The organism is Variovorax sp. J22R115 (assembly GCF_030317005.1).
Taxonomy (GTDB): Bacteria; Pseudomonadota; Gammaproteobacteria; order Burkholderiales; family Burkholderiaceae_C; genus Variovorax.
In genome coordinates this window covers 100,225-114,411 of the sequence record NZ_JASZYM010000017.1, presented here as the reverse complement: position 1 = coordinate 114,411, position 14,187 = coordinate 100,225, and the positions used below count along the sequence as shown (strand labels likewise).

General features: G+C 66.6%; 12 protein-coding genes. 6 read left to right on the top strand and 6 right to left on the bottom strand.

Annotated features, from left to right (window positions below):
* From QTI04_RS27190 to QTI04_RS27180, 3 genes are all read right to left on the bottom strand, one after another.
* Positions 1-1,071 carry a pirin family protein gene (locus tag QTI04_RS27190; RefSeq protein WP_286618274.1) on the bottom strand — a complete coding sequence of 357 codons (1,071 nt, stop codon included), beginning with the start codon at positions 1,069-1,071 and terminating at the stop codon, positions 1-3.
* Between the two features lie 268 nt (positions 1,072-1,339).
* The gene (locus QTI04_RS27185; protein ID WP_286600378.1) at positions 1,340-1,819 is read right to left on the bottom strand and encodes a peptidylprolyl isomerase; all 480 of its coding nucleotides are present in this window, start codon (positions 1,817-1,819) and stop codon (positions 1,340-1,342) included.
* Between the two features lie 89 nt (positions 1,820-1,908).
* Positions 1,909-2,667: an SDR family oxidoreductase gene (locus tag QTI04_RS27180; RefSeq protein WP_286618273.1), complete on the bottom strand. Its 759-nt coding sequence runs from the start codon at positions 2,665-2,667 to the stop codon at positions 1,909-1,911.
* Positions 2,668-2,801: 134 nt separating this feature from the next.
* Between QTI04_RS27180 and QTI04_RS27175 the strand changes: the two genes are divergently transcribed.
* Entirely contained in the window at positions 2,802-3,689 is an 888-nt protein-coding gene (locus QTI04_RS27175) for a LysR family transcriptional regulator (protein ID WP_286618270.1), read from the top strand.
* 121 nt (positions 3,690-3,810) lie between these two features.
* Positions 3,811-4,764, top strand: coding sequence for a YihY/virulence factor BrkB family protein (locus QTI04_RS27170; RefSeq protein WP_286618269.1), 954 nt, complete (start codon positions 3,811-3,813; stop codon positions 4,762-4,764).
* Here QTI04_RS27170 and QTI04_RS27165 read toward each other — a convergent pair.
* On the bottom strand, positions 4,739-5,740 hold the full coding sequence (locus tag QTI04_RS27165; protein ID WP_286618267.1) for an SDR family oxidoreductase: 1,002 nt from the start codon (positions 5,738-5,740) through the stop codon (positions 4,739-4,741). The two genes, QTI04_RS27170 and QTI04_RS27165, sit on opposite strands and share 26 nt — an antisense overlap.
* Positions 5,741-5,898: 158 nt before the next feature.
* Here QTI04_RS27165 and QTI04_RS27160 point away from each other — a divergent pair, with 158 nt between their 5' ends.
* The 3 genes from QTI04_RS27160 to QTI04_RS27150 all read left to right on the top strand — a co-directional run bounded on the left by QTI04_RS27160 (position 5,899) and on the right by QTI04_RS27150 (position 9,095).
* A complete protein-coding gene (locus QTI04_RS27160) occupies positions 5,899-7,194 on the top strand; it encodes an Nramp family divalent metal transporter (protein ID WP_286600371.1) in 1,296 nt (431 codons plus the stop codon).
* A gap of 237 nt (positions 7,195-7,431) precedes the next feature.
* On the top strand, positions 7,432-8,691 hold the full coding sequence (locus QTI04_RS27155) for a porin (RefSeq protein ID WP_286600370.1): 1,260 nt from the start codon (positions 7,432-7,434) through the stop codon (positions 8,689-8,691).
* Positions 8,692-8,858: 167 nt separating this feature from the next.
* Positions 8,859-9,095, top strand: a complete 237-nt coding sequence (locus tag QTI04_RS27150; protein WP_286618266.1) for a hypothetical protein — start codon at positions 8,859-8,861, stop codon at positions 9,093-9,095.
* A 386-nt stretch (positions 9,096-9,481) separates the two neighbouring features.
* Here the strand turns inward: QTI04_RS27150 and QTI04_RS27145 are convergent, their stop codons facing one another.
* Positions 9,482-9,985, bottom strand: a complete 504-nt coding sequence (locus tag QTI04_RS27145; RefSeq protein ID WP_286618264.1) for an Lrp/AsnC family transcriptional regulator — start codon at positions 9,983-9,985, stop codon at positions 9,482-9,484.
* 91 nt (positions 9,986-10,076) lie between these two features.
* Here QTI04_RS27145 and QTI04_RS27140 point away from each other — a divergent pair, with 91 nt between their 5' ends.
* Positions 10,077-13,670, top strand: a complete 3,594-nt coding sequence (locus tag QTI04_RS27140; RefSeq protein ID WP_286618263.1) for an indolepyruvate ferredoxin oxidoreductase family protein — start codon at positions 10,077-10,079, stop codon at positions 13,668-13,670.
* 62 nt (positions 13,671-13,732) lie between these two features.
* Here the strand turns inward: QTI04_RS27140 and QTI04_RS27135 are convergent, their stop codons facing one another.
* Positions 13,733-13,975 (bottom strand): hypothetical protein, encoded by a 243-nt coding sequence (locus QTI04_RS27135; protein WP_286600365.1) that lies wholly within the window; start codon positions 13,973-13,975, stop codon positions 13,733-13,735.
* Positions 13,976-14,187 lie beyond the last annotated feature (212 nt).

Below are 14,187 nucleotides of genomic sequence, written 5' to 3'. Positions count from 1 at the left end.
TCAGGCGCGCTTCGATTCGGCCGCGCCCTCGGGCCGCTCCTCGCGCCCGCCCGGATGCCGCGCGAAGCGTGCCGGGTCGCGCCCGTGCACCGGTGCCGTGTCGGGCCACGGCCAGCCGCCGAACTGGGTGCGGCGGTAGTCGGCCATGGTCTGCGCGATTTCGGCCTGCGTGTTCATCACGAAGGGGCCGTACTGCGCCACCGGCTCGCCGATCGGGCGGCCCTGCAGCACGAGGAACTCGCCCACCTCGTCGCCGTTGATCAGTTCCACGGCGGCATCGGCACGCAGCTCGATCGCCGCGTGGCCGTCCACCACCTGGCCCGCCACACACACCGTGCGGCCCTTGAAGAAGTAGAGGCTGCGGCGTGTGCCCTCGCCCGTCGCGGCTGGCAGCGTCCAGCGCGCGCCGGGTTCCATCCTGATCGTCCAGATCGCGAGGTCGGCGTCGGGCTGCGAGGCCCACGAATCCGGCGGCGGCGCCAGCGGACCGCCTTCGCCCGGCGCGCCGTCCACCGGCCCGATCCGACCCGCGATGCTCGCCACTTCGGTCTTGCGGCCGCTGGCGTCCGTCGCGGTGAAGCGCGGAACGTCCTCCGACCAGAACATCGTGAAATGCGGTTCCGCCATCTTGCTGCGCGCCGGCAGGTTGAGCCAGAGCTGGAACAGCTCCAGCGGATTGGGCGCGCCCGCGTCCAGGAGCGGGAACATCTCCGAATGCACGATGCCCTTGCCGGCGGTGAGCCACTGCACGTCGCCGCCGCCGAAGCGCGCCGCCGCTCCGAGCGAGTCCGAATGGTCGATCAGCCCCTTGCGCACGATGGTCACTGTCTCGAAGCCGCGGTGCGGATGCCCCGGAAAGCCCGGCACGGTGGTGCCGTGGTACATGCTCCAGCCGTCCTTGCGGCTGAAGTCCTGGCCCAGGTCGCGGCCCGCCAGCGGAGCATCCGGCCCCATCTGCGCGTTGGCGCGCGGGTAGGCGTCGTCGTGATAGGCGCAGAACAGGAACGGATCGATCGTCTCCCAAGGGAACCCGAGGGCTTTGATCTGGAGGATGGGTCTGGCGGTGGTCATGGCGGGGGCTTTTTCCGGTGAGTTGCCCTGTTCGAAACGACGGGGCGCGTCTTTCCAATATGGGGCCGGCGGCGAGCCACGAAAGGGCCGCCCGTGGAACGCAGTCGTCTTGCGCGCGCAACAGTGGTGCCCGCCAGTTTCGGTCCTGAAGGGGCACGGCTGTGTTCGGTGTAGGGCGATCGCCTACAAGGCGCGCACCCCGCTGCCAGGAACTCGGCCGCGCCGTCGCGCTGGCGGAGTAACTGCGCGCTACCAGCGACTCAATGGCCTAGTGGTGGTGCCCGTGCTCGCCATGCACATGGCGATGGGCGACCTCTTCCTCGGTCGCTGCGCGCACGCCGGTCACGGTCACGCTGAACTTCAGCGCCTTGCCCGCCAGCGGATGGTTGCCGTCGAGGATCACCTGCGGCCCCTTGATCTTCATCACGTTGAACACCTGCGGCTCGCCCTGGTCGTTGCGGCCTTCGAGCTGGCCGCCCACCTTCACGCCGGGCGGGAAGTCGCTCTTCGGGATGGTGCGCACCAGCGACTCATCGCGAGGGCCGAAGGCGTCCTCGGGCTGCAGGTTCAGCGTGGTCTGGAAGCCGGTTTCCTTGCCATCGAGGGCTGCCTCGATCTTCGGGAAAGTGTTGTCGTAGCCGCCGTGCAGATAGACCATGGGGTCGCGGCTCTCTTCGATCAGCTTCTGGGTGGTGGCGTCAGCGACTTTGTAGCGCAGGGTGACGACGGAGTCTTTTTGGATCTTCATATCGTCGCGCAGCATAAAGGAAGCGCCGCGATACCGCGCAGGGCGGCTCCTGGAGCCCCTGCGCGGCACACCGGACGATGCGTCGCGGGTCAGAAGTCCTGCGTCACCGGGCGCAGCACGATCTCGTTGATGTCCACGTTCGCCGGCTGCTCGACGGCATAGACCACCGCCCGGGCCACCGAGTCGGCCGGAATCTGGTTGGCGTCGTAGAAGGCCTTCACGCCCGCGGCGCTTTCGGCGTCGCTGCTGCCGAGTTGCAGCTCGGACTCCACGGCGCCCGGCGACACGATGGTCACGCGGATGCCGTGGCCCGTCTCGGCGCGCAATCCTTCCGAAATCGCGCGCACCGCGAACTTGGTCGCGCTATAGACCGTGCCGATGGGCGTGAACACCTTCAGGCCCGCGACCGAGGCGATATTGATGATGTGACCGCTGCCCTGCGCCGTCATGCGCGGAAGCACGGCCGCGATGCCGTAAAGCACGCCCTTGATGTTGACGTCGATGGTGCGGTCCCACTCATCGACCTTGAGCTTCTCGATGGGCGAAAGCGGCATCACGCCCGCGTTGTTGACCAGCACGTCGATGCGGCCGAAAGCTTCGACGGCCGATGCGGCCAGCTTTTCGAGGTCGGCGCGCTTCGACACGTCGGTGGCTACGGCGATGGCTTCACCGCCGGACTCACGGATCTCGGCGACCAGCTTGTCGAGCCGGTCAGTGCGGCGAGCCGCGAGCACGAGCTTGGCGCCGCGAGCGGCCAGGTGCCGCGCGGTGGATTCGCCGAGCCCGCTGCTCGCGCCCGTGACGATGGCGACCTTGCCGGCGATGTTGTTCTCGATGATTGAAGTCATGACGGTTCCTTGGGGTGGTTGAAGGGATGGCGTCAGTGTGGAAAATCCGGACGTTTCCGTATATGGAACTCTGGCGAGTTCAGAATTCCCAACTACGGAACATCGATCGCCAAACATCTCGACCCGACTCCCTCATGTCCAACCGCCTCGAAGCCCTTCGCGTGTTCTGCACGGCCGCCGATTCCGTGAACTTCCGCGATGCCGCCATCCGGCTCTCCGTCTCGCCGCAGGTCGTGACGCGAGCCGTGCGCGAGCTGGAGGAAGAACTGGGCGAACCGCTCTTCCACCGCAGCACCCGCGGCGTGCAGCTCACCGCCTTCGGGCGCCAACTGGCTGATCGCGCGCGGGTGGCGGTCGGCGGCGTGGATGAACTCTTCCATCGCATCGATCGCCGTGCGCTCTCGCAGCACGCGGGCGTCGTGCGTGTCACCGCGCCCGGCGTACTCGGGCGGCGCCGGCTTCCGCAAGCGCTGGCGCCGATGCTGGCGGCGCATCCGGGGCTCACGCTGGACCTGCGCCTCTCGGAGCAGCTGGCCGACGTGGTCGACCAGCAGATCGACGTCGGCGTGCGTGTCGGCCCGTTGCGCGACAGCCGCTTCGTCGCGCGGCCAGTGGGCAAGGTGCCGCTCAAGGTGGTGGCCGCGCCCTCGCTGATCGCCCGCGTCGGCACGCCGGAGGACGTCGATGCGCTCGCCGCCTTGCCGCTCACCGCGCTCATCGACGGCAACTCCGGCCGCCCGTGGCCCTGGCTTTTCAGCAAGGGGCGGCACATGACCATGCCGCCCGCGGCCTTCATCACCGACGACACCGATGCCGAATGCGCCGCCGTGCTCGCCGGCCTGGGTTTCGGGCAACTGGTCGCGTCGCTGGCGGAACCAGGCTTGACGTCCGGCGAACTCGTGTCCGTGCTCGACGCCGACGCGCCCGAGCCCTGGCCCATGTACGTCTACCGCTCGCAGCGCACGCCGGTGCCGGCAAGAGTGCGGCTGGTCTACGACGAGCTGATTCGCGTCCTGGGCTGAGCCGATCGCCCGGCGCGCGGCATCGAGGAGTGGGCCGGCGCCTACTCCAACATGCAAACTTGGCGCATGACAGCGGTGCGTGCCGGAGCGACATTGGCGCTCTCGACTTCGCACGCCCGCCATGAAGCCCAAGCATCTCTTCGACCTCTGCCGCAAGGCCGCGATGGCCTGGGTCGACGACCTGGCGCCGAGCATGGGCGCGGCCATCTCCTATTACACGATGTTCTCGCTGGCGCCCCTGCTGGTGATCGTCATCGCGATCGCGGGCGCGCTCTTCGGCCGCGAGGCGGTGCAGGGTGAGATCGTCGCCCAGCTCACGGGGCTGATCGGCCGCGAGGGCGCGATCGCGGTCCAGGGGCTGGTGCGCAGTGCGAGCGAGCCCGAACGAGGCTTGATTGCCGGCGTGGTCAGCGTCGTCGTGCTGGTGGTGGGCGCCACGACGGTGTTTGCCGAACTGCAGAGTGCGCTCGACCGCATCTGGCACGTGCCGGAGAAGGACAAGCCCTCGGGCGTCTGGGCCGTGCTGCGTGCGCGGCTGCTGTCCTTCGGGCTGATCCTGGGGCTGGCTTTCCTGCTGATGGTGTCGCTGATCGTGAGCGCGGGTGTCGCGGCCGTTGGCACCTGGGCCGGCGGGATACTGCCGGCCTGGGAACTGCTGCTGCAGGGACTCAACATCCTGGTGTCGCTGTCGATCACCACGCTGCTCTTCGCGATGATCTTCAAGTTCATGCCGACCGCTCCAATCGCGTGGCGCGACGTGTGGATCGGCGCCGCCGTGACAGCGGTGCTCTTCGAGATCGGCAAGCTGCTGATCGGCCTCTATCTCGGCAAGAGCGGCGTCACCGAATCCTTTGCCGCCGCGGGATCGCTCGTCGTGCTGCTCGCGTGGGTGTACTACGCGGCGCAGATCTTCCTGCTGGGGGCCGAGTTCACCAAGGTGTATGCCAACGAGCACGGCTCGGTCGCCGGCGCAAAGGCCGTCGTGGCCACCAAGGTGATGGCGAAAGAGGCCGAGGCCGGCACCGATCGCATCCCGACCCCGCCCCACGCTACACCGCGCCCACGCTCCCTGTGATCGGCAGCACGATGCCCGTGATGTAGCTCGCGCAGCACGGCGCAGCCAGGAACACGTAGGCCGGCGACAACTCCTCGGGCTGGGCCGGGCGCTTCATGTCGGTGTGCTTGCCGAAGTCCTTCACCTCCTCGCCGGAGCGGTCGGCCGGGTTCAGCGGCGTCCACACTGGGCCAGGCGCGACCGCGTTGACGCGGATGCCTTTGTCCAGCAGGTTGCTCGCGAGCGACTTCGTGAAGGCGTGAATCGCGCCTTTGGTGGTCGAGTAGTCGAGCAGCTGCGCGCTCCCTTCGAGCCCCGTCACGGAACCGGTGTTGATGATCGAGCCGCCCTTCGGAAGATGCGGCACCGCCGCGCGCGCCATCTGGAAGTAGCCCATCACGTTGGTGCGCAGGGTGAGGTCGAGCCGCTCGTCCGTGATGTCCTCGATCGAGGCGGCATGCAATTGGAATGCGGCGTTGTTGACGAGGATGTCCAGCTTCCCGAAAGCCTGCAGCGTCTCTTGTACCGCCTGCTTGCAGAACGCGGGGTCTCGCACGTCACCGGGAATCAGCACGCAGTGCTGGCCCTCGGCCTCGATGCAGCGCCTGGTTTCGTCGGCGTCCACCTGCTCTTCCTTCAGGTAGACGATCGCGACCTGGGCGCCCTCGCGTGCATACAGCAAGGCCACGGCCCGTCCGATGCCCGAGTCGCCGCCCGTCACCAGCGCCACCATGCCGTTGAGCTTGCCGCTGCCGAGATAGCCCGGCGCCTTGAACCGCGGCTGCAGATCCATGTCGGCTTCGATGCCGGGCTTTTTCAGATGCTGAGAGGGCATGGGGTTTTCGGGCTCGGGACGATGGCCGGCCTGCACCGGTTTCTCGCTCCTGACATTGGGCTTGGCGGCGCGGTCCTTGGCGTCCTGCTCGCGCTGCACCTTGCGCTGCTGGACCGCGACGTCGCCAGCTTCCGTTTTCGACGGGTCATGGGATGAAGTCATGGGCTGCTCCTGGGTTGATGCCCCACCGTAGGCAGCCGCCGCGGCGCGCCATGTCATCCAAGGCCGCATCCCCCGCGCAGACGTCGATGACGTCCCACAGCGCGCCGGGGCCCGCACCTATGTGGCGCCATGCGTCGTCGCGGCAACGTCTCCCCTCCATGAGCACCCCTTCGACGAGCGCGCCCGGCCGTACCCCGCAGACCAGCGAGCGCTGGTGGTCCAAGCTCGGGCCGGGCCTCATCACGGGCGCGGCGGACGATGATCCGAGCGGCATCGCCACCTATTCGCAGGCCGGCGCCCAGTTCGGCTACGGCGTGGGGTGGACGCTGCTCATCACCTATCCCCTGATGATGGGCATCCAGCTCGCCAGCGCGCGCATCGGCCGAGTCACCGGCAAGAACCTCACCGAGACCTTCGCGCGCTTCTGCCCGCGATGGATGGTCGCCTCGTTGGTGCTGCTGCTGCTGGTCGCCAACGTGATCAACCTCGGCGCCGACCTGAGCGCCATGGGCGCCTCGGCCGCACTCGTGCTGCACGGACACGGAGCCTGGTACGCGGCGGGCTTCGGTGTCGTCTCGCTGCTGCTGCAGGTCTTCATGTCCTATGAGCGCTATGTGCGCGTGCTCAAGTGGCTGACGCTGTCGCTCTTTGCCTACGTGGGCGTCGTGTTCGCGGTCGACGTGGATTGGGGCGCGGCGATGCGGGGCGTGTTCGCGCCCTCCTTCCAGTGGAGCCGCGAGTACGTGACCACCGTCGTCGCCATCCTCGGGACCACCATCAGCCCCTATCTCTTCTTCTGGCAGGCCTCGCAGGAAGTGCAGGACATCAAGCGTGTGCCCGAAGACCGTCCGCTGCGTGTCGCACCCGAGCAGGCACGGCGCCAGTTGCGCCGCCTGCGCATCGACACGGCGGTGGGCATGGGCTTCTCGAATCTCATCGCCTTCTTCGTCATCACCGCCGCGGCGGCGACGCTGCATGCCAACGGTCAGACCCAGATCGACTCCACCGAGCAAGCCGCTGCAGCGCTGCGCCCGATTGCGGGCGATGCGGCCTTCCTGCTTTTCGCGCTCGGCATCATCGGCACCGGCATGCTGGCGCTGCCGGTGCTCGCGGGATCCGCGGCGGAGGCGGTGGCGAGCTACTTCCATGTGCGCAAGGGGCTGGACCTGACGCTGGCGCAGGGCCGCAGCTTCTACGGCATCCTCGCCGCCGCCATGGCGATCGGCGTCGCGGTCAGCGTGTCGGGCATCAACCCGATCTCGGCGCTCTACTGGGCTGCGGTGATCAACGCCGTCATCTCCGTGCCGGTGATGGCGGCCGTGATGATCGCGGCGTCGAGCCGCAAGGTGATGCGAGAGATGGTGCTGCCGCGCAAGTGGAAGGTGCTGGGATGGCTCGCGACGGCGGCGATGGCGACGGCTTCTGTGGCGCTGGGGGTGGTTTCCGTCGGGTGAGGTGATCCAACGAAGCCAGCGAATGTCCGATTCTCGGCCCTCATATCGGGCCTTTGGGGTTGCGTTGGGGTGGACGAGTGTGCGTCCAAGAAAGGATCGTTTGGCGCGCGCGCGAGCGCGCAAGCAACCCGGGCACAGACAAGAAAGCCGCAGGCCATGTGATCCTTCGCGTCCTATTGCTGTAATCTCCGCGCTCTACGGTGACTTCGGTCATTGGTCAGCCTCAGGAGATGGGCGATGAAGAAATACGTAGCAGCGATGATGCCTCTGGCCGCATTGATGAGCATCGGTACAGCCTCGGCTCAATCCACCGTCACGCTGTTCGGTATCGTGGATACCGGCGTCAGCAGTTACTGGAACCAGGCTCAGGGCCCGTTCGGCACGACCATCACGACCAAACAGACCCTTCTGACCAATTCCGCCTACAACTCCAGCCGGCTCGGCTTCAAGGGCACGGAAGACCTCGGCGGCGGTCTGCTTGCTGGCTTCTGGCTCGAAGCCGGCATCAATTCCGACGACGGTACAGGCGTCAGTTCAAACGGTGGCCTGCAGTTCAACCGCCGGTCGACTGTGAGTCTCGAAGGCGGCTTCGGCGAAATTCGCCTGGGCCGCGACTACACGCCGACCTACTGGAACGACAACCTCTTCGATCCGTTCGGCGTGAATGGCGTCGGCACGAGCCTGATCAGCACTGCCAGCGGGCAGACTTCGCCCGGAAGCGTCAGGAGCGGCTGGACGAACGGACAGTATTCGCGCTCCAGCAACTCGATCGGCTACTTCCTGCCGAAGCTCGGCGGCTTCTACGGCCAGTTCATGTATGCCTTCAACGAGTCGACCCGCTACGACCCGGGCGGCCTGACGCCTCCCGGTGTCGCTGCGATCGTCGCCGATCCGTCGCTGGCATCCGTCGCCGACGACGCACGCGCTGGCCGATACATCGGCGGCCGCGTCGGCTACAACAACGGCCCGCTGGATGTGGCGCTGGCGTATGGCGAAAGCACCGTCGGATCCAACTTCTACCTCGGGACGACGTCCAACATCAATATCTGGAGCATTGGCGGGACCTACGACTTCGGCGTGGTCAAGCTGTTCGGGGAGTACTCGAACAACAAGATGGACACCAGCTTCGCGACCAACGCCTTCAATCCCTTCGGTACCACCAGGCCGGGATTCGACGGTCTGCTGATCGGCGCGACGATCCCCGTTGTCGGGTACGACCTGATCCGCGTCTCGTATTCCGCGGTCAGGTACAACAATGTCAACACGGACTTCTTCGGGTTCAACCCGAACCCGGAGGCCGACAAGTTCGCGATCGGATACGTGTACAACTTCTCCAAGCGCACGGCCGTGTACGCGACGTTCGCCTACCTGAGCAACAAGAACGGCGCCGCCCTGACGGTCGGGGGCCCGGCCTACTACACCGCGCCAATCGCCGGCTTCGCGCCGGTGCCGGACAAGTCGTACGGCTACGACCTCGGTCTGCGCCACTCCTTCTGACCTTGCTCATCATCTTGAGAGTTGACGCAGACGGCTCCGGGGTCTTCAATTGAACCTCCACGGACGGACAGCTTAGGAGGTCTCGCGTGACGATATCCTCAGCTGTGGCCGCGCTCTTCGGATGCATATCCGTCCTCGGCTGCGACGTGCAGCCAAGCGTCTTGTTCGTGGCCAACGGCACCCTGTTCCAGATGTTGCAGTTGACCGACGCGCAAGACGGATGCCCTGCCGCAAGCCGGGTTTGCTACCTGACGCTGTGGGATGGCTCAGCTTCTCGCGGATGCTGGGTCCGCGAACATTCCCACATCCGCGTTCGATTTGCCGATCTGGGCGAAAAGCTGATTCCAGTGAACGAGTTCCAACGCACGATGGTGGGCGAGTATCGGAATTCGTCCTTGGACTAGGAAACCATGCGCCGCGAAAACGCGGGCCTGCGAGGCTTGGCAGTCGGGTCAAAAAACGTGAGCAGCGAATGCGCCTGCTTGTTCGGTGAGCACCGCAATGAAAGCCAAGCCGGATGCGGCTCCGGCGAGATGCTCAGTGGGTTATCCACAGAGTCATGCACCGGCCAAGGGGACAACAAAGCCTTGACTTTCGCATTTTGGTGCAGTGCACAACCCCCTTTCTTCATTGGGAACGGCACACTTTATGTGCGTCAGGACAGTGCAGCGCAGCACGCCACGTTGGTGCGTCGCTTACTTTCTTTTCCACAGCGAGATGCAAGCGGTAACTCACTTGCCCGTGGCGTTACCGAAGCGCGGAGATGGCAGCGCTCCGAGCCTGCCACCGTTCAGGCGCGCGAACGCCGGGCCGGCCCGAAGTCGACCGGCAGGCTCCCTTCGGTCTTCACTTCCCGCAGCACGATCGCCGAGCGCACGTGGGTGACGCCGGCCTGCTCGAACAAGGTGGTGTGCAGGAATTTCTCGTAGTGCTTGATGTCCGGCACCAGCACCGTGAGGATGTAGTCGGCCGGGCCGGTGGCCGACACGCATCGCACGATCTCCGGGCTCGCTTCGACGGCCTTTTCGAAGTCGCGCACCTTCGATTCGTTGTGCCGGTCGAGATTTACTTCCGTCACCGCGGCGATATGGAGGCCGACCTTCTCGCGGTCGACCACGACGGTGTAGCCGCGAATCACGCCCGCGGCTTCCATCTCCTTGATGCGGCGCCAGCAGGGCGTGGACGAGAGGCCGACCTTGTCGGCGATCTGCTGCACCGTCTGTCGCGCGTCGCGCTGCAGTTCCAGCAGGATCTGCAGCGAGTAGTTGTCGAGAGGAATGGAATCGTCATTCATGGGGCTCTGCGAGAATGAAATTCTCGGAACTAGGGTCGTTTCGGGTGCATTGCAGAGGATATTCCTCCCGAGGGCGGAGAACAATTCTCGGATGAACTCGATCGAGACTCCTTCTCCCATCCGGCGCCCCGCGTATCAGCTTGCCGACAGCCTCTGGGCTCGCTCCGGCGCCGTTTTCCTGACCGGCACGCAAGCGCTGGTGCGCGTGCTGCTGATGCAGCGCCAGCGCGATGCGGCCCGCGGATTCGACACCCAGGGCTTTGTCAGCGGCTACCGCGGTTCACCGCTCGGCATGGTCGACCAGGCGATCTGGAAAGCCGGCCCTCGATTCGGAGATGCGGGCATTCGCTTCGTGCCGGCGATCAACGAGGAACTGGCGGCGACGCAGGTGCTCGGCACGCAGCGCGTGGAGTCGGACCCCGAACGCACTGTCGAGGGCGTGTTCGCGATGTGGTACGGCAAGGGCCCGGGCGTCGACCGTGCCGGTGATGCGCTCAAGCATGGCAATGCCTATGGCTCGTCGCCGCTCGGCGGTGTGCTGGTAGTGGCGGGCGACGACCACGGCTGCGTCTCTTCCTCGATGCCGCACCAGAGCGATAACGCCTTCGTCGCCTGGAGCATGCCCGTCATGCAACCGGCGAGCGTCGCCGAGTACCTGGAGTTCGGCCTGTACGGCTACGAGCTGTCGCGCTTCTCGGGTGCGTGGGTCGGCATGGCGGCGCTGTCCGAAGTGGTCGAGAGCGCGGGCACGGTGGACCTCGACCTGATCGACGCGCGCATCGCCGCGTGGGCCGATGCCGACACGGTGCGCGCCGCCACTGGCCATCGCGCGCCGGCCGATGGCTTGCACTACCGCTGGCCCGACCTGCCTTCGCTGCGCATCGAATCGCGCCTGGCCGACAAGCTGGAGGCGGTGGCTGCGTTTGCGCGCGTCAACAGCATCGATCGTCACGTGATCGAGAGCCCGCATGCGAAGGTGGGCATCGTGACTTGCGGCAAGGCGCACTACGACCTGATGGAAGTGCTGCGCCGTCTCGAAGTGACGCCGGAGAGTCTCGCGCACGTCGGCGTCAGGCTCTACAAGGTGGGCCTGAGCTTTCCGATCGAGCAGACCCGCATCCAGGCCTTCGCGCAGGGCCTCGACGAGATCCTGATCGTCGAGGAGAAAGGCGCGATCGTCGAGAGCCAGTTGCGCGACCTTTTCTACAACGCGCCGTCCGGTGCGCGACCTGCGCTGGTCGGAAAGCACGACCGCGACGGCCGGCCGCTGGTATCGGCGCTCGGCGAGCTGCGGCCATCGCGGCTGATCGAACTGGTGGCCCATTGGCTCTCGGTGCACTTTCCCGACAACGCCGAGCTCGGTGATCACTTCCAGCACGTGCGCGACTTCACGCCGCCGGAGCTGCTGAGCAACGACGGCGATTCGGTCAAGCGCCTGCCGTACTTCTGCGCCGGCTGCCCGCACAACACGAGCACCAAGGTGCCCGAAGGCTCGACGGCGCGCGCCGGCATCGGCTGCCACTTCATGGCCAACTGGATGGACCGCAGCACGGCGGGCCTGATCCAGATGGGTGGCGAGGGCGTCGACTGGGTCTCGCACTCGATGTTCACGCGCACCCCGCATGTCTTCCAGAACCTCGGCGACGGCACCTACTACCACTCGGGCTATCTCGCGATCCGGCAGGCTGTCGCGGCCAAGGCGACGCTGACCTACAAGATCCTGTTCAACGACGCGGTCGCGATGACCGGCGGACAGCCGGTCGACGGCATCATCAGCGTCGATGCCATCGCGCGGCAGGTCGAATCCGAAGGCGTGAAGCAGGTGGTCGTCGTCAGCGATGCGATCGAGAAGTACGCGGCGATCAAGGGCAAGTTCCCGGCCGGCACCGAGTTCCACGACCGCAGCGAACTCGACGCGGTGCAGCGCCGCCTGCGCGAGATCCCCGGCGTGACGGTGCTGATCTACGAACAGACCTGTGCGGCCGAGAAGCGCCGGCGCCGCAAGAAGGGCGAGCTGGCCGATCCGCCCAAGCGCCTGTTCATCAACGAGGCGGTCTGCGAGGGCTGCGGCGATTGCAGCGTGCAGAGCAACTGCGTGGCCGTACTGCCGCATGAAACCGACCTCGGCCGCAAGCGCAAGATCGACCAGACGAGCTGCAACAAGGACTATTCCTGCGCGAAGGGCTTCTGCCCCAGCTTCGTCGGCGTGACCGGCGGCGCGCTGCGCAAGAAGAGTGGCGCACTGGCCGCCGGCCGCGAGGCCTTCCTGCAGCATGTGGCCGCATTGCCGCGCCCGGCCTCGCGCACATGGGATGCGCCCTATGACCTGCTCGTCACCGGCGTCGGAGGCACCGGTGTCGTGACCGTGGGCGCGGTGATCGCGATGGCCGCGCACCTCGAAGGCAAGTCGGCCAGCGTGCTGGACTTCATGGGCTTCGCGCAGAAGGGCGGCGCGGTGCTCAGCTTCGTGCGCCTGGCCGATACGCCCGAGCGCTTGAACCAGGTGCGCATCGACACCCAGCAGGCCGATGCGATCCTGGCCTGCGACATCGTCGTGGGCGCTTCGCCCGATGCACTGCAGACTGTGCGGCATGGACGCACCCGCATCCTCGCGAACACGCACGAGATTCCGGTGGCCGAGTCGCTGCGCAACCCGGACGCCGATCTCAAGGTCGAACTGCTGTTGGAGAAGATGCGCTTCGTTGCGGGCAGGAGCCAGGTCGAGACCTTCGATGCGCAGACGATGGCGGAGGAATTCCTCGGCGACACGCTGGCGTCGAACATTCTCGCGACCGGCTATGCGTGGCAGCACGGGCTGGTCCCCCTGAGCCTGGAGGCGGTGACGCGCGCGATCGAACTCAACGGGGTCGCGGTCGCTGCGAACCTGATGGCCTTTTCGCTCGGCCGGCTTGCCGCAGGCGCACCGCAGGCGATCGAGGGATTGCGGAGCGCGACCGCATCCAACATGCAGGATGAATCATTGGAGGCCTTGATCGCGCGCGGACGCCAGCACCTCACCGGCTACCAGAACGCAGCCTGGGCGCAACGCTTCGAGGCGCGCGTGCGCACCCTGCAGCAGCGCGAAGCGGCACTCGCCGGTGGCGACCCGAGTCTGCCGGTCACGCGCAACGCAGCGCGCAGCCTGCTCAAGCTCATGAGCTACAAGGACGAGTACGAGGTCGCGCGCCTCTACAGCGACGGCAGCTTCCGCGAGAAGCTCGCGGAGCAGTTCGAAGGCGACATCCGGCTCGAGTTCCAGATGGCCCCGCCTCTGCTGTCTCGGCCGAAGGACAGTCAGCCGCCGGTCAAGATCCGCCTCGGCGCGTGGATGCTGCCGGCCATGAAGTGGCTCGCCCACGGCAAGCGACTTCGCGGCACGGCCCTCGACCTCTTCGGACACACAGCGGAACGCCGGCTGGAGCGCTCGCTGATCGACCAGCTCGATGCGCGGCTCGACGAGTTGATGTCCGAGCTGTCGCCCGACAACCAGAAGCTCGCGGCGCAGATCGCCGCCGTGCCCCTGACGATCCGCGGCTACGGTCACGTGAAGCTGGCCAATCTCGCACTCGCGCGCGGCCGCGAAGCCGAGCTGATGCACCGCTTCTCGCCCGGCCGCTACCCGAGGCCGGCCACGGAAGCGAAGGCCGGGCAGATCCGCGGGATTGCGGTTGTCGCGACGAACTGAATTGCCCGGTGCGTCGCCTCACGCGCGGGGCTACGCCACGACCTGCTCTGCGTTCACGTCCTTCACCAGCCTTGCCATTGCTGCTGCTGCCTGCCGCCGTGGATATTTCCGGCGATTGCGCCGGCAATGCCACCGATTGCGGCGCCTGTCCATGCGTCGCCCCCGGCGATTGCCGCGATGCCTGCGCCGCCCGCAGCGCCCATGGCCGCGCCGCTCATCGTCCCTTGCTGCTGCGGCGTCATGTCCACGCAACTCGCCAGGAGCGTGAGGGCCGCGACACTTGTCATCCATGCGAGTTTTTTCATGGTCAGCCTTCTACGATTTAGAGCACCGGCTACTTCGATGCGGGTACCTGCATTTCATTGCGACGGATCGTGCCGCCGCCTTGCACGCTTCCTCGAACCTGCGTGTCGCCTGCGCCCGTGACGCGTTTCTCGCACGCGTCACGGGCAGTGCCCGCCGGCTGACGCTGGCAACGCGCCAACGCGTTCTCGTCGTAGCCTCCAGTGCTATTGAG